Source organism: Cupriavidus sp. 30B13 (genome assembly GCF_049059565.2).
In the GTDB taxonomy this organism is placed as follows: Bacteria; Pseudomonadota; Gammaproteobacteria; order Burkholderiales; family Burkholderiaceae; genus Cupriavidus.
The window spans coordinates 3,109,911-3,126,879 of sequence record NZ_CP188223.1 but is presented as its reverse complement, the minus strand read 5'-3'; the positions used below and the strand labels follow the sequence as shown (position 1 = coordinate 3,126,879).

Sequence of the window (16,969 nt, the reverse complement as noted above, 5' to 3'; positions counted from 1 at the left end):
GTCTCGTCATCTTGTCATTCTGTGAGACGCCGGGCCGGGTTGGCAAGGCCCGTGCCGCGCGGCGGCACGGGGTTGCCGGCCGCCCGCGCGCGGCGGGCGGCGCAGTGCGTCAGCCGTAGACCGGGAAACGCTTGGTCAGGGCTGCCACCTGCTCGCGCACGCTGGCGATGTTGGCCGCGTCGTGCGGGTTGTCCAGCACGTCGGCCACCAGGTTGGCCACCAGGCGCGCTTCGTCTTCCTTGAAGCCGCGCGTGGTCATGGCCGGCGAGCCCAGGCGGATGCCCGAGGTGACGAACGGCTTTTCCGGGTCGTTGGGGATGGCGTTCTTGTTGACCGTGATGTGGGCCTCGCCCAGCACCTTCTCGGCTTCCTTGCCGGTGATCTTCTTGGCGCGCAGGTCGACCAGCATCACGTGGCTTTCGGTGCGGCCGGAGACGATGCGCAGGCCGCGCTCGATCAGGGTCTCGGCCAGCACGCGGGCGTTCTTGACCACTTGCTGCTGGTAGGTCTTGAACTCCGGCGAGAGCGCTTCCTTGAAGGCCACGGCCTTGCCGGCGATGACGTGCATCAGCGGGCCGCCCTGGATGCCGGGGAAGATGGCCGAGTTGATGGCCTTCTCGTGCTCGGCCTTCATCAGGATCACGCCGCCACGCGGGCCGCGCAGGCTCTTGTGGGTGGTGGTGGTGACGAAGTCGGCGTGCGGCACCGGGTTGGGGTACTCGCCGGCGGCGATCAGGCCGGCGTAGTGGGCCATGTCGACCATGAACAGCGCGCCGACCGACTTGGCCACGCGGGCGATGCGCTCGAAGTCGATGCGCAGGGCGAAGGCCGAGGCGCCGGCGATGATCAGCTTGGGCTGCTTTTCGCGGGCCAGCTTTTCCAGCGCGTCGTAGTCGATGTCTTCGTTGGCGTCCAGGCCGTAGCTGACCACGTTGAACCACTTGCCGCTCATGTTCAGCGCCATGCCGTGGGTCAGGTGGCCGCCTTCGGCCAGGCTCATGCCCATGATGGTGTCGCCCGGCTTGAGCGCGGCGAAGAACACGCCCTGGTTGGCCTGCGAGCCGGAGTTGGGCTGCACGTTGGCGGCTTCTGCGCCGAACAGCTGCTTGACGCGGTCGATGGCGAGCTGCTCGACGATGTCGACATACTCGCAGCCGCCGTAGTAGCGCTTGCCGGGATAGCCCTCGGCGTACTTGTTGGTCAGTTGCGAGCCCTGCGCGGCCATCACGGCCGGCGAGGTGTAGTTTTCCGAGGCGATCAGCTCGATGTGTTCTTCCTGGCGCTGGTCTTCCTTCTGGATGGCGGCAAAAAGCTCGGGGTCGATCTGGTCGATCGTATAGCGGCTGCGTTCGAACATGGCGAAAACTCGTCTGAAAAATTGGGATCCGAATGGCTTCGGGGTAGGGCGCGCGGGGAAGGCACAGGCGACCGGCGCCGGCGCAAACGCACCGGCACAGGGCGCACCCTGCTTCCCATTCGCTGCCCAGGCGAGCGGCAGGCGCCGAACTTCGCGCCAGAGAGCTTGCGCTTCCTCGTGGTAGTACCCACTGACTTCGCCAGTCGCGCAAGATGGAATGGTTGGCGGCAGTTTACGCGAGGCGCTGGCTTGCTGCAAGACGGTGCAGACGGCCGGCCCGCCATAAAATCAATGGCTTGTCTGTCAGACAATGTAATTGTTGTAAAGTCAGACAAGGGTTTACACCGGGTCGGGCCGGCTCTCCGCTACAATCGCGGCCATGAGTAACAATGTGTGGGCCCTGCGGGTGTACTGGGAAGACACCGACGCGGGCGGCGTGGTTTTCTACGCCAATTACCTGAAATTCTTCGAGCGCGCCCGGACCGAGTGGCTGCGCTCGCTCGGCATCGGGCAGCAGGCGCTCGCGGACGAAACGGGCGTGGTCTTTATCGTCAGGAGCACGGCGGTGGACTACAATGCCCCCGCCCGCCTGGACGACCTGCTCGAGATCCGCACACGGATTGAACGGGTCGGGCCGGCATCTGTCCAATTCGCCCAGGAAGCCTGGCGTGGGGAGCAATTGCTGGCCACCGGCGCCATCCGTGTCGGATGTGTCGACCGCAGCACGTTCCGCCCGACCCCCATCCCCGCCCCCGTCCTCGCAACCATCAAGACCGCCCGATGAACCCCGTGACCGTCACGCAAGACCTGTCGATCATTTCGCTGGTGCTGCACGCCAGTCTGCTGGCGCAGGCCGTCATGGCGCTGCTGCTCGTCATGTCCCTGTTCTCGTGGACATACATTTTCCGCAAGCACCTGGCGCTGCGCGCCGCGCGCACCCAGACCGAAGGCTTCGAGCGGGACTTCTGGGCCGGCGGCGACCTGCAGGCGCTGTACCAGAGCGCGGCCAACAACCGCCACAGCACCGGCGCGCTGGAACGCATCTTCGAGTCCGGCATGGGCGAGTACCTGAAGGCGCGCGAGCGCAACCACGAAGCCGGCGCGCTGCTCGACGCCGCCCGCCGCGCCATGCGCGCGGCCTACCAGCGCGAGATGGATGTGCTGGAATCGCATCTCCCGTTCCTGGCCTCGGTCGGTTCGGTCAGCCCGTACATCGGCCTGTTCGGTACCGTGTGGGGGATCATGAATGCATTCCGCGGCCTGTCGAACGTGCAGCAGGCGACGCTGGCATCGGTGGCGCCCGGGATCGCCGAGGCGCTGGTCGCCACCGCCATCGGCCTGTTCGCCGCCATTCCCGCCGTGATCGCCTACAACCGATATGCCACCGAGATCGATCGCCTGGCCATCCGTTTCGAAAGCTTCATGGAAGAGTTCCTGAATATCCTGCAGCGCCAGACCCGCTGACCCGCCGGTTCGCCGGCTTGCACAAGTCCACGCAGTTACATAGTCAAGGTCAAGGAGAAACCCGCATATGGCAGCGATACAGCGCCGCGGCGGCTCGCGCCGCCGGGCCAGCGCCGAGATCAACGTCGTGCCCTACATCGACGTGATGCTGGTGCTGCTGGTCATCTTCATGGTGGCGGCACCGATCGTTAGTCCGGCGGTGGTCGACCTGCCTACCGTGGCCAACGCCACGCCGCAGCAGAAGGCGCCGCCGATCGTGGTGACCGTGCATGAGGACGGCCAGCTGACCGCGCGCGGCAAGGACAATGCCGGCAACGCCTTCGACCGCAAGGTCGACAAGGACGGCCTGCTGGCGTTCGTGCACCAGCGCCAGGACGAAAATCCCGACCAGCCCGTGGTGATCGCCGCCGACCGCTCGGTCAAGTACGAGTCCGTGCTCGACGTGATGTCGGTGCTCAAGGCCGACGGCGTCAAGCGCGTCGGCCTCATGGTCAAGTCGAAGTAAGCAGGTTGAACAGACACCGCAGCGCGAGATGAAGACCGCCGCCTATCCATACCAGCCGGTCAAGGAGCGGGGAACCCTGCGTTCCTTCCTGCTCGCGCTCTTCATGCACGTGCTGCTGGGCATCGTGCTGTATTACGGCGTGCACTGGCAGAGCAGCACGCCGGTCGGCGCCGAAGCCGAACTGTGGGACGAAATCCCCGACACGGCGGTCGCGCCGCCGCCCCCGCCTGCGCCGCCCGAGCCGGTGGCGCAGCCGCGCCCGGCGCCGCCCGCGCCCGCGGTCAAGTCGCGCGCCGAAGAGGATGCCGACATCGCGCTCGAACAGCAGAAGCGCCGGCAGGCCGAGGCCGCCGCCCGCGACGAGGCGCGCCGGCAGGCCGACCTGCGCGCGCGCCAGGAAGCCGAGCGCCAGGAGGAAGCCCGCAAGGAGGCGCAGCGCAAGGAAGACCTGCGCAAGGAAGATCAACGCAAGGACGACCTGCGCAAGGAGGCCCAGCGCAAGGAAGACGCGCGCAAGCTGGCCGCGCAGCAGGAACAGCAGCGCCGCGACCAGGCCGAGCGCGACCGCAAGGAGGCCGACGCGAAGGCCCGCGCCGATGCCAAGGCCCGCGCCGACGCGGACGCCAGGGCGCGCGCCGATGCCGACGCGAAGGCCCGTGCCAGCGCGGACGCCAAGGCCGCGGCCAACGCGAAGGCCAAGGCGGATGCCGATGCGAAGGCGAAGGCCAGCGCCGCGGCCAACGCGCAGCGCCATGCCGAGCTGGCGCGCCTGCAGGCCCTGGCCGGCGGCGCCGGCGTGCCGGGCGGGGCGGGCGGGGTCGGCAACAGCGCGGGCAGCGGCGCCGGCAGCGGCGGCAAGGCGTCGCCCGGCTACTCGGACCGCGTGCAGCGCCGCGTGCAGCCCAACGTCAGGTATTCGGAAGATTTCCCGGCCAGCCTGGCGGCCGTGATCGCGGTCCGGCTGGCGCCGGACGGGGCGCTGCTGTCGGCCCGGGTCAAGACGTCGAGCGGCAACGCGGCCTGGGACGAGGCCGCGCTCAAGGCGGTGCAGAACTCGGATCCGCTGCCCAAGGATGAGAACGGCAAGGCACCTCCGAGCTTCGACATCCGGCTGCGCCCGCATGCCAATTGAGGCCGAACGTAACAATATGCATAGTGAAGGGAAGCCCGGCGGCGATGCGGCTACTATCTAGCGGTCATGGCCGGGCCTGACGGCGAGGCCGGCGAGTTAAACCATTCGTTAGGAAACCATATGCGATTCTGCAAACGGAACATAGCCTGGATCAAGGGACTGCTGCTCGGCGGCCTGCTGCTGCTGGCATCCGGCGCCCAGGCCCAGTTCACGGTGGAAGTCACCGGCGTGGGCCCCACCCAGTTCCCGATTGCCACCGCCAATTTCCAGGGCGAGGCGCAAGCCCCGCAGAACCTGACCGCCATCATCCGCAGCGACCTGCAGCGCAGCGGCCGCTTCCGCAACGTCGACGTGGCGGGCGCCACCGTGGCCGAATCGGCCAGCGTCGACCTGGGCAGCTGGAAGTCGCGCGGCGCCGATGCCTTCGTGGCCGGCAGCGTGACCCCGACCGGCAACGGCCAGTACGACGTGCGCTTCCGCCTCTACGACACGCAGAAGGGGCAGAGCCTCGGCGGCCTGGCCTTCACGGTCAGCGCCGGCCAGCTGCGCGTCACCGGCCACAAGATCGCCGACTACATCTACGAGAAACTGCTCGGCGAGCGCGGCGTGTTCGCCACGCGCCTGTCCTACGTGGCGCGCGTCGGCGGCCGCTACCAGCTGCTGATTTCCGATTCGGACGGCCAGAACTCGCAGGTCGCGCTGACCAGCAACGAGCCGATCATCTCGCCGTCGTGGTCGCCGGACGGCACCAAGGTCGCCTACGTTTCCTTCGAGGCCAAGAAGCCGGTGGTCTACGTGCATGACCTGGCCTCCGGGCGCCGCACGCTGGTGTCGAACCAGAAGGGCAACAACAGCGCGCCGTCGTGGTCTCCCGACGGCCAGCGTCTGGCGGTGGCGCTGTCGCGCGACGGCAATACCCAGGTCTACCAGGTCAATGCCGACGGCTCCGGCCTCAAGCGCCTGACGCGTAGCAGCGCCATCGACACCGAGCCGCAATACGCGCCGGACGGCCGCAGCATCTATTTCACCAGCGACCGCGGCGGCGCGCCGCAGATCTACCGCATGCCCGCGGGCGGCGAAGACGCCGGCGCGGCCCAGCGCGTGACCTTCAAGGGCAGCTACAACGTCAGCCCTCGCATTTCGCCCGACGGCAAGCAACTGGCCTTCATCACCCGCAGCGGCGGCTTCAAGCTGCAGCTGATGGACCTGGGCAGCGGCGACGTCACCTCGCTGACCGACACCGCCAACGACGAGGCCCCCAGCTTCGCCGCGAACGGCAAGTACATTCTCTATGCCACCCGGGTGGGAGGTCGCTCGGTGCTGGCGGCGGTATCCACTGACGGGCGCACCCGGCAGGTTCTGTCCCTCCAGTCCGGCGAGGTTCGCGAGCCGTCCTGGGGTCCATTCATGCAATAACGATGCAATAACGAGGAGTATCACGCCATGACCCAAATGATGAGCAAGACCCTTGCCGTAGCCGCCCTGCTGGCGCTGGGCGCCTGCAGCTCCGGCGTCAAGCTGGACGACACCGCCAACGCCGGCGCCAACAAGGGCGCGCCGACCACCGATGCCCGCGCCGTGGCGCCGGTGGACGTCTCGCGCGATCCGCTGAACGATCCGAACAGCCCGCTGGCCAAGCGCAGCGTGTACTTCGACTTCGACAGCTACAGCGTCAAGTCGGACTACCAGGGCCTGCTGTCGGAGCACGCCAAGTACCTGGCCGCCAACAAGGGCCGCCGCATCCTGATCCAGGGCAACACCGACGAACGCGGCACCAGCGAATACAACCTGGCGCTGGGCCAGAAGCGCGCCGAGGCCGTGCGCCGCTCGCTGTCCTCGCTGGGCGTGCCCGACACCCAGATGGAAGCCGTCAGCCTGGGCAAGGAAAAGCCCAAGGCCACCGGCCACGACGAAGCCGCCTGGGCGGAGAACCGCCGCGCGGACATCACGTACTAATCCGCGCACAGGCACCTCATGAACGCACGCGTCTCCAAATTGGTATTGCTCACTGCGATGTCCTGCGCCGGCCTGCTGCCGGCCGCGCAGGCACGGGCCGGCGTATTCGACGATGACGAGGCGCGCCGCGCCATCGTCACCATGCGCGATCAGTTCAACGGCTTCCAGGCAACGGCGTCGCAGCGCATCGACCAGAACAGCCGCGCCCAGCTGGACATGCAGAACCAGCTGGAAGGCCTGCGCCAGGAAGTGGCGCGGCTGCGCGGCCAGAACGAGATGCTGCAGAACGAGGTGGCCACCCTGCAGAAGCAGCAGAAGGACTACTACGCCGACCTCGATGCGCGCCTGAAGAAATTCGAGCCGCAGCAGGTCACCGTGGATGGCCGCGAGGGCTTGTCCCAGCCTGGCGAGAAGACCGAGTACGATGCCGCGCTCAAGCAGTTCCAGACCGGGGACTTCAAGGGCGCCGGCAACGTCTTCGCGGGCTTCATCAAGAAGTACCCGCAGAGCCCGTACGTGCCGCTGGCGCAGTTCTGGCTCGGCAACTCGCTGTACGCGCAGCGCGATTACCGCGGCTCCACCACGGTGCTGCAGAACATGGTGCAGGCGTATCCGGACCACCCCAAGGTGCCCGACGCGCTGATCGCCATCGCCAACAACCAGCTCGAGTCCGGCCAGAAGCCCGCGGCCCGCAAGACCCTGGAACAGGTGGTGGCGAAGTACCCCGGCACCGAGGGCGCGCAGGCGGCGAGCAATCGCCTCAAGACGCTGAAGTAAGACGCCGGCAGCCGGCGGGAAGAAGAACGGCGAAAGGCCGCCAGTGGCGACACTGGCGGCCTTTTCCATGTCCGCGCTCCGCGCGCGGGCGCCGCGCCTATTCGGGCAGGTCCTGGTCCTTGGTTTCGGGCAGGAACCACGGCAGCACCATGCCCAGCACGTAGACCGAGCCGAAGATCAGGGCGGCCTGCGCCACGCCGCCGAACGACTTGATGAGCGTGCCCGACAGGATCGGGAAGAACCACGCGATCAGGCGCGCCGAGTTGAAGACGAAGCTGACCGAGGTCGAGCGCACCGAGGCGGTGAACAGTTCGGCCGGGTAGATCGCCAGCCAGGCGAACGCGCAGCCCAGCGTGAAGAAGCCGTTGATGGGCGCGACGATCTGCATCTGCTGCACGGTGCCGACCCAGGCGTAGGCCATGACCGTGGTCAGCAGCGAGCCCGCGAACGTGAAGAACAGGAACCAGCGCCTGCCCACCGCATCGATGATGAAGCCCGATGCCATGTAGGCCACGATGGCACCGATGGTATAGGTGATGTTGACCGAGGAGATCCAGCGCTGCGGGTTCTCGACGTGGCCTGCCGCGGCCAGCGCTCCGGTGTAGACCGGCAGCCAGCTGGAAACCGCCCACCAGCCGACGATGGTCACGATCGACAGCGCCGTGGTCAGCGCGATGCGGCGCGCGGCCTCGCGCTCGCGGAAGATCTGGGTCAGCGTGAAGGGACGCTTGCCCGCTTCGCCGGCGGGCGCGGTGCTGCCTTCGGTGGCGCCCCAGCGCTTGTTGCGCACGGCCTCGATCCATTTCTCCGACTCGTCCACGCCGCGGCGCAGGTAAAGCACGAAGAACGCCGGCAGCGCGCCCACCAGGAACATCACGCGCCAGTTGTCTGCGCCGAACGGGTTAAACTCGCCCAGGAAGTACCAGATCACCGCGGCGATCAGCGTGCCCCAGCCGAAGCCCGACTGCAGGAAACCCGCGCCCTTGGAGCGCGCCTCCTTGGGCCAGGTCTCGGCCACCAGCGCGATGCCGGTGCTCCATTCGCTGCCCATGGCCAGGCCCGTCACGAAGCGCAGCGCGCTCAGCTGCCAGACGTCATGCACCAGCGCGGTAAAGCCGGTCAGCACCGCGTACAGAAAGACCGACCACATCATCATGCGCTTGCGGCCGACGTAGTCCGCCATGGTGCCGCCGATCAGCCCGCCGATGCCCCAGCCCAGCAGCGTGATGCCGATGACCAGGCCGCTGTAGATGGGGCGCGAGCCCATCTGCTCGGGCGTCAGCACCGACTGCATCAGCGAGGGCAGGATGACGATCAGCGCCAGCGCCTCGTAACCGTCGAAGATCCAGCCCATGAAGGCGCCGTTGAGCGTGCGCCAGTGCTTGGCCGTGAGGTTGGCGCGCCACGAGACGCGTGGCGCGGCGAGTGTGTTTTCAGTCTGCATGGGGATCTCCTGCATGTCGTTGTATTTGGGTCGTTGCATTGGGATGTCGAAGCCGATATCGAGGCGGATATCGAGGCGGATATCGACGCGGATATCGGCGCGGATATCGAACCACGGCGCGCTTCAGGGCAGGGCGCCGGCGCCGCCCGCGAGCCACGGTTCGAGCGCCAGCCGCCCGCGCTCGAAGGCGTCGATCGCGGCGGCGTGGCGCAGCGTGTCGCCGATCTCGTCCAGGCCGTCGAGCAGCATGGCCTTGTTGAACGGGTTGATGGCGAACGGGTGCGCGGCGCCGCCCGGCTCGCGCACGGTCTGCGATGGCAGGTCGATGGCGAGGCGGTAGCCCGGCTGCGCCTGCACGGCCGCGAACAGCGCATCCACCGCCGCTTCGGGCAGGACGATCGGCAGCAGCCCGTTCTTGAGGCAGTTGCCGCGAAAGATCTCGGCGAAGCTCGGCGCCACCAGCGCGCGCACGCCCCATTCGGCCAGCGCCCACACGGCGTGCTCGCGGCTGGACCCGCAGCCGAAATTGGCGCGCCCCAGCAGGATGCCGGCGCCCTGGTAGCGCGGCTGGTTCAGCGCGAAGCCGGGCACCAGGCGGCGCTGCGCGCAGTCGTCGCCGGGCTCGGCCGCATCCAGGTAGCGCCACTCGTCGAACAGGTACGGCCCGAAGCCGGTGCGCCCGATCATCTTCATGTACTGCTTGGGCAGGATCGCATCGGTGTCGACGCTGGGGCGGTCCACGGGAACGACGAGCGCGTCGAGGAAGGTGAAGGGCTGCATGATTGCGGCGGGCCTAGCGGAAAGTGGAAACGTCGACGAAATGGCCGGCGATGGCGGCGGCCGCGGCCATCGCCGGGCTGACCAGGTGGGTGCGGCCGCCGCGTCCCTGGCGGCCCTCGAAGTTGCGGTTCGAGGTCGAGGCGCAGCGCTCGCCGGGGTTGAGCCGGTCCGCGTTCATGCCCAGGCACATCGAGCAGCCGGGCTCGCGCCACTCGAAGCCGGCCTCGCGGAAGATCTCGTCGAGCCCTTCCTGCTCGGCCTGGCGCTTCACCAGTCCCGAGCCCGGCACCACCAGCGCCTGCACGATGCGCCCGGCCACCTTGCGGCCGCGCACGACGTGGGCCGCGGCGCGCAGGTCTTCGATGCGCGCGTTGGTGCACGAGCCGATGAACACCTTGTCCAGCGCGATGTCGCGGATCGCCGTGCCGGGCGCCAGGTCCATGTAGGCCAGCGCGTTGCGCAGGCCGGCGCGCCTGACGGGGTCGGCCTCATGCTCGGGGTCGGGCACCGCGCCGTCGACCGCGCAGGTCATGCCAGGCGTGGTGCCCCACGTTACCTGGGGCCGGATCGCGGCCGCGTCGAGCGTCACCTCGCGGTCGAAGGCCGCGCCGGGGTCGCTGGCCAGGGTGCGCCAGTAGGCCGCGGCCGCGTCCCACTGCGCGCCGCCGGGGGCGTGCGGACGCTCGCGCAGGTATCGCAGCGTGGTGTCGTCAACGGCCACCATGCCGCAGCGCGCGCCGGCCTCGATGGTCAGGTTGCACAGCGTCATGCGGGCTTCCATGCTCATGGCCCGCACCGCGCTGCCGCAGAATTCCAGCGCGTAGCCGGTGCCGAAGTCGGTGCCGAAGCGGCCGATGAAGGCCAGCGCCGCATCCTTGGCGGTGACGCCGGCGCCCAGCTTGCCCTCGATGGCCACCCGCATGGTCTTCATGCGAGGCAGGCGCAGGCACTGCGTGGCCAGCACGTGCTCGATGTCGGAGGTGCCGACGCCAAAGGCCAGCACCGCGAAGGCCCCGTGCGTGCTGGTGTGCGAGTCGCCGCAGATCAGCGTGGTGCCGGGCAGCGTCATGCCCTGCTCGGGCGCGACCACGTGCAGGATGCCCTGGCGGGCGTCGTTCAGCGGGTATTCGGTCAGGCCGAACTCGCGGCAATTGGCCTGCAGCGCCTGCACCTGGGCGCGCGCCACGGGGTCGGCGATGGCGGCCATGCCCTGGCTGCGGTCCGTGGTCGGCACATTGTGGTCCGACATGGCCAGCACCGACGCGGGGCGCCGCGGCGCCCGCCCGGCCAGGCGCAGCCCGTCGAAGGCCTGCGGGCTGGTGACTTCGTTGACGAGGTGGCGGTCGATGTAGAGCAGCGTGGTGCCGTCGTCGTTCTCGCGGACGGCGTGGCGCCGCCAGAGTTTTTCGAATAGTGTCTGAGGCATCGCGAATCGGCAAGTGGGCGTTGGGCGGGGCGCGGCCACGCGGGCCTGTGCTAGGATTTGCGGCCAGGCCGCCGGGGATGGCCGTGTTCCAGGGCCGGCGCGGCTGTGCGGCGCTCATCCGGCGCCCGGACAGCGGTCCAGAAGGGCATGCTAGCGCCCGCGCCGGCGCGCCGCTATTTCTTTTTCGACAATTCAGCCATCGCGGTGCGAGATGGCTGGCCGGCACCGGCAACGGAGGAACCCATGCGCTTCGACCTCGAATCCCTGCGGGTCTTCGCCGCCGTGGTGGAGCAGGGCAGCATCGCGGCCGCCGCCCAGGCCACCCACATCGTGGCCTCCGCGGTCAGCCGCCGCGTCTCCGAGCTGGAAAGCGACGCCGGCACGCCATTGTTCGAGCGCCACAGCCGCGGCGTGCGGCCCACTCCGGCGGGCCAGACGCTGTACCGCCACGCCCGGCGCATCTTCGAGCAGTTCCAGCAGGCCGAGGGCGAACTGGATGAATACACCAAGGGCGTGCGCGGCCACGTGCGCATGTCGGTCAATTTCACGGCCATGGTGCACTACCTGCCGCAGGCGCTGCACCGCTTCCTGTCGGCCAATGGCGCCATCAAGATCGACCTGATCGAGAAGACCAGCGACGTGATCGTGCGCATGGTGGAAAGCGGCACGGTGGACTTCGGCATCTGCGCGCTGACCGCGCCGCCGGAGCGCCTGTCGACGCTGCCGTACCGCGTCGACAGGCTGTTCTTCATCGTGCCCGAGCACCATCGCTACGCCGGCCGCGCGAGCCTGCGCTTCGAGGAGGCGCTGGACGAGGATTTCGTCGGCATGCAGGACGGCGCATCGATCTACACGCTGTGCCAGCGCGCCGCCGCGGCCAGCGGCCGGCGCCTGAAGCTGCGCATCCAGGTCACCAATTTCGAGGCCGTGCGCAACATGGTGGCCGTCGGCCTGGGCATCGGGCTGCTGCCCGAGGTCGGCATCCCGGAGCGCATGCCGGGCCTGGTGAAGGTCGCGCTGGACGAGCCCTGGGCCGAGCGCGAGCTGAAGATCGTGTTCCGCGACATCGACGACCTGCCGGCGGCGGCCAGGCTGCTGATCGAACAGCTGACTTCGCCGTGACGCACATCGGCGGGCCCTGGCCGGGCTCGCGCTAAAATACGCGATTCGCCCCGATTTCCGCCCCGATCTTTTTTTGCGCGCCGCCGCCAGGCGCCGCGCCCCGCCATCATGAAAAAACGCGCTATCGTCCTGCTCTCCGGCGGCCTGGATTCCGCCACCGTCCTCGCCATGGCCAATGCGCAGGACTTCGAGACCTACGCCCTGTCGATGCGCTACGGCCAGCGCCACTCTTCCGAGCTGGAGGCCGCGAAGCGCGTGGCCGCGGCCCTCGGCGCGGTGCGCCACGAGATCATCGACCTGGACCTGCGCCGCTTCGGCGGCTCCGCGCTGACCGACGACAGCCTCGACGTGCCCACCGACGGCGTCGTCGGCGGCATCCCGGTCACCTACGTGCCGGCGCGCAATACCATCATGCTGTCGCTCGCGCTGGGCTGGGCCGAGGCCGTGGGCGGGCGCGACCTGTTCTTCGGCGCCAACGCGGTGGACTACTCGGGCTATCCGGACTGCCGCCCCGAGTACGTCTGCGCCTACGAGGCGCTGGCCAACCTCGCCACCAAGGCCGGCGTGGAAGGCGAGCGCATCCGCGTGCACGCGCCCATCATCGACATGACCAAGAGCGAGATCATCCGCGCCGGCGTGCGGCTCGGCGTGGACTACGGCATGACCGTGTCGTGCTACCAGGCCGACGACGACGGCCGCGCCTGCGGCGTGTGCGATTCCTGCCGTATCCGCCGCGCCGGCTTCGAGGCCGCCGGCGTGCCCGATCCCACGCGCTACCAGGGCGCTGCCTGAAGACCGCCCGGCAGGCGCCGCGCCAACGCGCGCGGCGCCTGCCGGCACCGCTGCCTTTTCCGTTTCCCCGTTTCCACTCGTTCCGTTCCCCCGCCGGACATGCCATGCCCGATATCGACCTTGCCGCGCTCAGCCGCACCGTACTGGCCAGCACATTCCTCCTGACCTTCCTGTTCGGCGCGATACTGCAGCGCACGCACTTCTGCACCATGGGCGCGGTGTCCGACGTCGTCAACATGGGCGACTGGAGCCGCATGCGCATGTGGGGGCTGGCCATCGGCGTGGCCATGATCGGCACCGCCGCGCTGGCCGCGGGCGGCCTCATCGATCCCACCAAGACCATCTACGCCGCCAGCAAGCTGAGCTGGCTTTCCGCGCTGGCGGGCGGGCTGCTGTTCGGCTTCGGCATGGTGCTGGCCTCGGGCTGCGGCAGCAAGACGCTGGTGCGCATCGGCGCGGGCAACCTGAAATCGCTGGTGGTGTTCGTCTTCCTCGGCCTGTCGGCCTACATGACGCTGCGCGGCCTGTTCGGCGTGATCCGCGTCAACACCGTCGACGCGGTAGCGTTCACGCTGCCCACCACGCAGGATCTGCCGTCCGTGCTCGCGCATGCCAGCGGCATCGCGCGCGCCACGCTGCAGCTCGGCCTGGCGCTGGTGCTGGGCGGCGCGCTGGTGATCTGGGCGCTGGCCGGGCGCGGCTTCCGCACGTTCGACAACCTGCTCGGCGGCTTCGCCGTCGGCTTGATCATCGTGGCGATGTGGTACGTGTCGGGGCATCTCGGTTATGTCGCCGAAGATCCCAACACGCTCGAAGAACTGTTCGTCGGCACCAACAGCGGCCGCATGGAAAGCCTGAGTTTCGTCGCGCCGTATGCCTACACGCTCGACTGGCTGATGATGTTCAGCGACAAGAGCAAGGTGCTGACGATCGGTATCGTCAGCGTGTTCGGCGTGGTGGCCGGGGCCGCCGTCTATGCGCTGGTCACGCGCACGTTCCGCTGGGAAGGTTTCGGCAATGCCGAGGACGTCGGCAACCACATGGTGGGCGGCATCCTGATGGGCGCCGGCGGCGTGACCGCGCTGGGCTGCACCATCGGACAGGGCCTGTCGGGCGTGTCGACGCTGGCGATCGGCTCGTTCATTGCACTGGCCGGCATCATGGCCGGCGCGGTGCTGGCCTTCCGCTACCAGATATGGCGCCTTGAGCGCATGGCCTAGCACAGGTGCTGCGCGTTCAAAGTTGACATTGAAGCCATGATCTCCCTATAATCGCGGCTTCTGTTTTTCCGGGTCGTTAGCTCAGTCGGTAGAGCAGCGGACTTTTAATCCGTTGGTCGCGTGTTCGAGTCACGCACGACCCACCAGCACATCAAGGGCTTACAGCGTTTCTGCTTGTAGGCCCTTTCTGTTTCCGACGTTGTTCACGGATTCGGGGGCACGCCAGGGACACAGCGCGTGGCCACCGCATTCGTGCCGGATTCCGGTTCCCGGTTCCGTTTCTTTCCCTCTCCGGCCGCGCCTCTCGCCGCTTACACCCGACGGTTCGACTATTTCCGCCAACGTGCCGCCATGCGTCTCGATGACGAGCGTCGTCGCGTCGGCGCGTCGTCGTGGCGCGCGGCACACGGCAAGCGCTACCCCGATCCGCTGCGAGCGCGGCGCCATCGGGCGTGCGGCGCACGCCGAAACCGGTAGCTCCAAAAGGGAGGATGGAGGAGGGCAAAAGCCGACTGCCGAAGTCGCCACGGCCTGCACGAAGTTTGTTGCCTGGTTTCCATGATTCGACTATAGTCGAATCATGGAAACCAATCACGCCCTTGAAGCACTCGGCGCGCTCGCTCACTCGATCCGCCTGTCCGTCTTCCGCCTGCTGGTCCAGGCCGGGCCCGCGGGGCTTGCGGCCGGCCGGATTGCCGAACTGATGGAGATGCCCGCCTCGTCGCTCTCCTTTCATCTCAAGGAACTGCACCGGGCCGGCCTTCTGTCGAGCCGGCAGGACGGGCGTTCCATCATCTACATGGCTCGCTTCGACACCATGAACGCATTGCTTGGCTATCTCACCGAGAACTGCTGTGGCGGCAATCCGTGCTCGCCCGTGTCCAGTTGTGCCGTTGCCCCGGAGTCGCAATCATGAAGCGCTTTCACGTCCACGTCAGCGTGGCAGACCTGCCAGCCAGCATCCGTTACTACTCGGCGCTCTTCGCCGCGCAGCCCAGCGTAGTGAAGGACGACTACGCCAAATGGATGCTCGAGGACCCGCGCGTGAACTTTGCGATCTCGGCGCGGGGCGCCGAAGTCGGGGTGGACCATCTCGGGTTTCAGACCGACGACCCCAGCGAGCTGGCGGAACTGAAGGAGCACGCCGAGGCCGCCGACATGGCGCTGCTCGATGAAGGAGAGGCTACCTGCTGCTATGCGCGCAGCGAGAAGTACTGGGTCACGGATCCGCAAGGCATCGCCTGGGAGCACTTCCACACGCTGGGCAATGTGCCTGTCTATGGCGAGTCTCGCCCGGCGCAGCGGGAGCGGGAAAATTCGGCGTGCTGCGCTCCGCGCGCGGCCAGGGGCAGGCCGGTCGGCATTGCTTCGCAGCAAGAGATTTCGCACTGCGAGAGACCCTGCAGCGCTTCGCAGGGGGCGGAACCATGAGCCGTCCACGCGCCGCCGCCGCCGGGCGGGCGCCCGCCAAACCGGCCATCGGATTCTTCGAGCGCTACCTTACCGTCTGGGTCGCGCTTTGCATCGTCGCCGGCATTGCGTCGGGGCAGGCTTTGCCGGAGGTCTTCCATGCGATCGGCCGCATGGAGTACGCCCAGGTCAACCTTCCCGTGGGACTCCTGATCTGGGTCATGATCATTCCCATGCTGCTGAAGATCGATTTCGGCGCGCTCGGCCAGGTCAAGTCGCACTGGCGGGGCATCGGCGTGACCTTGTTCATCAACTGGGCCGTCAAGCCGTTCTCGATGGCCCTGCTGGGCTGGATCTTCGTCCGTCACCTGTTCGCGCCGCTACTTCCGGCCGGCCAGCTCGACAGCTACGTGGCCGGCCTCATTCTGCTGGCGGCGGCACCTTGCACGGCGATGGTGTTCGTCTGGAGCCAGCTGTGCAAGGGCGACCCCTATTTCACGCTGTCGCAAGTGGCGTTGAACGACGCCATCATGGTCGTCGCGTTCGCCCCGGTCGTCGCGCTGCTGCTCGGCCTGTCATCGATCATGGTGCCGTGGGACACGTTGCTTACGTCCGTCGGGCTGTACATCGTGGTGCCGGTCATCATCTCGCAACTGCTTCGGAAAGTGCTCCTGGCTCGCGGCGCCGCGCATTTCCAGCGCGTCGCGCAGCGCCTGGGCCCGTACTCCATTTCCGCGCTGCTGCTGACGCTGGTCCTGCTGTTTGCGTTCCAGGGCCGGGCGATCATCGAGCAGCCGCTCGTGATCGCGCTGCTGGCGGTGCCGATCCTCATCCAGGTCTTCTTCAACTCGGGGCTGGCCTACCTGCTGAACCGCAAGCTCGGCGTCGCGCATTGCGTGGCGGGTCCGTCCAGCCTGATCGGCGCGAGCAACTTCTTCGAGCTTGCCGTGGCCACCGCGATCAGTCTCTTCGGGTTCCGGTCGGGCGCCGCGCTGGCGACCGTGGTCGGCGTGCTGATCGAGGTTCCCGTGATGCTGCTCGTCGTCGGCATCGTCAACCGCTCGCAGGGATGGTACGAGGCCAGGGCCCACTGAGAAAACATGATGCCTGTCACGATCTATCACAACCCGGACTGCGGCACGTCGCGCAACACGCTCGCGATGATCCGCAACGCCGGCATCGAACCGCAGGTGATCGAGTACCTGAATGCGCCGCCGTCGCGGACACAGTTGCAGGACATGATCCGACAAGCGGGGCTCACCGTGCGCCAGGCCCTGCGCGAGAAAGGCACGCCTTATGCGGAGATGGGTCTTGCCGATCCCGCGCTCACGGATGCCCGGTTGCTGGATGCGATGCTCCGGCACCCTATCCTGATCAACCGGCCGTTCGTCATGACGGAACTCGGCGTGCGGCTGTGCCGGCCATCCGAAGTGGTGCTCGATATATTGCCCGCGCCGCAGCAGGGGCCTTTCGCCAAGGAAGACGGCGAGGTGGTGATCGATGCGCAAGGCCGGCGGGCCATGGACCGCGAACAAGACGCCCGGGCTGGCGATACCGGCAGCGGCGAAGTCGAATAATCATCGA

The 16,969-nt window shown here is 67.9% G+C and carries 18 protein-coding genes, 1 tRNA gene and 1 riboswitch; of the genes, 15 read left to right on the top strand and 4 right to left on the bottom strand.

Features of this window, described 5'->3' with window-relative positions; all coding sequences use genetic code 11:
* Positions 1–109: 109 nt before the first annotated feature.
* Positions 110–1,357, bottom strand: coding sequence for a serine hydroxymethyltransferase (glyA, locus tag ACKI2N_RS14410; protein WP_420993328.1), 1,248 nt, complete (start codon positions 1,355–1,357; stop codon positions 110–112).
* A 117-nt stretch (positions 1,358–1,474) separates the two neighbouring features.
* Positions 1,475–1,574: riboswitch (ZMP/ZTP riboswitch) on the bottom strand.
* Between the two features lie 162 nt (positions 1,575–1,736).
* On the opposite strand from glyA, the gene ybgC reads away from it, so the two are divergent.
* The 7 genes from ybgC (at position 1,737) to ybgF (ending at position 7,191) form a co-directional block, all read left to right on the top strand.
* On the top strand, positions 1,737–2,141 hold the full coding sequence (gene ybgC, locus ACKI2N_RS14405) for a tol-pal system-associated acyl-CoA thioesterase (protein WP_420993327.1): 405 nt from the start codon (positions 1,737–1,739) through the stop codon (positions 2,139–2,141).
* Positions 2,138–2,821 carry a protein TolQ gene (tolQ, locus tag ACKI2N_RS14400; protein WP_059411252.1) on the top strand — a complete coding sequence of 228 codons (684 nt, stop codon included), beginning with the start codon at positions 2,138–2,140 and terminating at the stop codon, positions 2,819–2,821. Before ybgC ends, tolQ begins: the two co-directional genes overlap by 4 nt.
* Before the next feature lie 67 nt (positions 2,822–2,888).
* Positions 2,889–3,326 (top strand): protein TolR, encoded by a 438-nt coding sequence (tolR, locus tag ACKI2N_RS14395; RefSeq protein WP_420993326.1) that lies wholly within the window; start codon positions 2,889–2,891, stop codon positions 3,324–3,326.
* A gap of 28 nt (positions 3,327–3,354) precedes the next feature.
* Positions 3,355–4,458 carry a cell envelope integrity protein TolA gene (gene tolA / locus ACKI2N_RS14390; RefSeq protein WP_420993325.1) on the top strand — a complete coding sequence of 368 codons (1,104 nt, stop codon included), beginning with the start codon at positions 3,355–3,357 and terminating at the stop codon, positions 4,456–4,458.
* A 120-nt stretch (positions 4,459–4,578) separates the two neighbouring features.
* On the top strand, positions 4,579–5,874 hold the full coding sequence (gene tolB, locus ACKI2N_RS14385; RefSeq protein ID WP_420993324.1) for a Tol-Pal system beta propeller repeat protein TolB: 1,296 nt from the start codon (positions 4,579–4,581) through the stop codon (positions 5,872–5,874).
* A gap of 27 nt (positions 5,875–5,901) precedes the next feature.
* Complete coding sequence (gene pal / locus ACKI2N_RS14380; RefSeq protein WP_420993323.1) at positions 5,902–6,414, top strand: peptidoglycan-associated lipoprotein Pal; 513 nt, start codon at positions 5,902–5,904, stop codon at positions 6,412–6,414.
* An 18-nt stretch (positions 6,415–6,432) separates the two neighbouring features.
* Complete coding sequence (ybgF, locus tag ACKI2N_RS14375; RefSeq protein ID WP_420993322.1) at positions 6,433–7,191, top strand: tol-pal system protein YbgF; 759 nt, start codon at positions 6,433–6,435, stop codon at positions 7,189–7,191.
* 97 nt (positions 7,192–7,288) lie between these two features.
* On the opposite strand, the gene ACKI2N_RS14370 is transcribed toward ybgF, so the two are convergent.
* The 3 genes from ACKI2N_RS14370 to leuC all read right to left on the bottom strand — a co-directional run bounded on the left by ACKI2N_RS14370 (position 7,289) and on the right by leuC (position 10,841).
* A complete protein-coding gene (locus ACKI2N_RS14370) occupies positions 7,289–8,635 on the bottom strand; it encodes an MFS transporter (RefSeq protein WP_420993321.1) in 1,347 nt (448 codons plus the stop codon).
* A gap of 123 nt (positions 8,636–8,758) precedes the next feature.
* Positions 8,759–9,415: a 3-isopropylmalate dehydratase small subunit gene (leuD, locus tag ACKI2N_RS14365; protein WP_420993320.1), complete on the bottom strand. Its 657-nt coding sequence runs from the start codon at positions 9,413–9,415 to the stop codon at positions 8,759–8,761.
* Positions 9,416–9,428: 13 nt separating this feature from the next.
* Positions 9,429–10,841, bottom strand: coding sequence for a 3-isopropylmalate dehydratase large subunit (leuC, locus tag ACKI2N_RS14360; protein ID WP_420993319.1), 1,413 nt, complete (start codon positions 10,839–10,841; stop codon positions 9,429–9,431).
* Positions 10,842–11,084: 243 nt separating this feature from the next.
* On the opposite strand from leuC, the gene ACKI2N_RS14355 reads away from it, so the two are divergent.
* From ACKI2N_RS14355 to arsC, 8 genes are all read left to right on the top strand, one after another.
* Positions 11,085–11,963 (top strand): LysR family transcriptional regulator, encoded by an 879-nt coding sequence (locus ACKI2N_RS14355; protein ID WP_420993318.1) that lies wholly within the window; start codon positions 11,085–11,087, stop codon positions 11,961–11,963.
* Between the two features lie 108 nt (positions 11,964–12,071).
* On the top strand, positions 12,072–12,755 hold the full coding sequence (queC, locus tag ACKI2N_RS14350; protein WP_420993317.1) for a 7-cyano-7-deazaguanine synthase QueC: 684 nt from the start codon (positions 12,072–12,074) through the stop codon (positions 12,753–12,755).
* Positions 12,756–12,859: 104 nt separating this feature from the next.
* Complete coding sequence (locus ACKI2N_RS14345) at positions 12,860–13,975, top strand: YeeE/YedE family protein (protein ID WP_420993316.1); 1,116 nt, start codon at positions 12,860–12,862, stop codon at positions 13,973–13,975.
* Positions 13,976–14,045: 70 nt separating this feature from the next.
* Positions 14,046–14,121, top strand: a tRNA-Lys gene (locus ACKI2N_RS14340).
* A 434-nt stretch (positions 14,122–14,555) separates the two neighbouring features.
* Positions 14,556–14,891: an ArsR/SmtB family transcription factor gene (locus ACKI2N_RS14335; RefSeq protein WP_420993315.1), complete on the top strand. Its 336-nt coding sequence runs from the start codon at positions 14,556–14,558 to the stop codon at positions 14,889–14,891.
* Positions 14,888–15,406 (top strand): ArsI/CadI family heavy metal resistance metalloenzyme, encoded by a 519-nt coding sequence (locus tag ACKI2N_RS14330; RefSeq protein WP_420993314.1) that lies wholly within the window; start codon positions 14,888–14,890, stop codon positions 15,404–15,406. The genes ACKI2N_RS14335 and ACKI2N_RS14330 overlap by 4 nt, the downstream gene beginning before the upstream one ends.
* Positions 15,403–16,479: an ACR3 family arsenite efflux transporter gene (arsB, locus tag ACKI2N_RS14325; protein WP_420993313.1), complete on the top strand. Its 1,077-nt coding sequence runs from the start codon at positions 15,403–15,405 to the stop codon at positions 16,477–16,479. The genes ACKI2N_RS14330 and arsB overlap by 4 nt, the downstream gene beginning before the upstream one ends.
* A gap of 9 nt (positions 16,480–16,488) precedes the next feature.
* Positions 16,489–16,962, top strand: coding sequence for an arsenate reductase (glutaredoxin) (gene arsC, locus ACKI2N_RS14320; protein ID WP_420993469.1), 474 nt, complete (start codon positions 16,489–16,491; stop codon positions 16,960–16,962).
* The last annotated feature ends 7 nt before the right edge of the window (positions 16,963–16,969 follow it).

Bases quoted from the DNA above. Each gene is read 5' to 3' on its own strand.
- ACKI2N_RS14370 (WP_420993321.1), bottom strand. From the start codon at position 8,635: ATGCAGACTGAAAACACACTCGCCGCGCCACGCGTCTCGTGGCGCGCC.
- queC (WP_420993317.1), top strand. From the start codon at position 12,072: ATGAAAAAACGCGCTATCGTCCTGCTCTCCGGCGGCCTGGATTCCGCC.
- arsB (WP_420993313.1), top strand. From the start codon at position 15,403: ATGAGCCGTCCACGCGCCGCCGCCGCCGGGCGGGCGCCCGCCAAACCG.
- glyA (WP_420993328.1), bottom strand. From the start codon at position 1,357: ATGTTCGAACGCAGCCGCTATACGATCGACCAGATCGACCCCGAGCTT.
- leuD (WP_420993320.1), bottom strand. From the start codon at position 9,415: ATGCAGCCCTTCACCTTCCTCGACGCGCTCGTCGTTCCCGTGGACCGC.
- ybgF (WP_420993322.1), top strand. From the start codon at position 6,433: ATGAACGCACGCGTCTCCAAATTGGTATTGCTCACTGCGATGTCCTGC.
- tolQ (WP_059411252.1), top strand. From the start codon at position 2,138: ATGAACCCCGTGACCGTCACGCAAGACCTGTCGATCATTTCGCTGGTG.
- leuC (WP_420993319.1), bottom strand. From the start codon at position 10,841: ATGCCTCAGACACTATTCGAAAAACTCTGGCGGCGCCACGCCGTCCGC.
- tolR (WP_420993326.1), top strand. From the start codon at position 2,889: ATGGCAGCGATACAGCGCCGCGGCGGCTCGCGCCGCCGGGCCAGCGCC.
- pal (WP_420993323.1), top strand. From the start codon at position 5,902: ATGACCCAAATGATGAGCAAGACCCTTGCCGTAGCCGCCCTGCTGGCG.
- ACKI2N_RS14335 (WP_420993315.1), top strand. From the start codon at position 14,556: ATGGAAACCAATCACGCCCTTGAAGCACTCGGCGCGCTCGCTCACTCG.
- tolA (WP_420993325.1), top strand. From the start codon at position 3,355: ATGAAGACCGCCGCCTATCCATACCAGCCGGTCAAGGAGCGGGGAACC.
- tolB (WP_420993324.1), top strand. From the start codon at position 4,579: ATGCGATTCTGCAAACGGAACATAGCCTGGATCAAGGGACTGCTGCTC.
- arsC (WP_420993469.1), top strand. From the start codon at position 16,489: ATGCCTGTCACGATCTATCACAACCCGGACTGCGGCACGTCGCGCAAC.
- ACKI2N_RS14330 (WP_420993314.1), top strand. From the start codon at position 14,888: ATGAAGCGCTTTCACGTCCACGTCAGCGTGGCAGACCTGCCAGCCAGC.
- ACKI2N_RS14355 (WP_420993318.1), top strand. From the start codon at position 11,085: ATGCGCTTCGACCTCGAATCCCTGCGGGTCTTCGCCGCCGTGGTGGAG.
- ybgC (WP_420993327.1), top strand. From the start codon at position 1,737: ATGAGTAACAATGTGTGGGCCCTGCGGGTGTACTGGGAAGACACCGAC.
- ACKI2N_RS14345 (WP_420993316.1), top strand. From the start codon at position 12,860: ATGCCCGATATCGACCTTGCCGCGCTCAGCCGCACCGTACTGGCCAGC.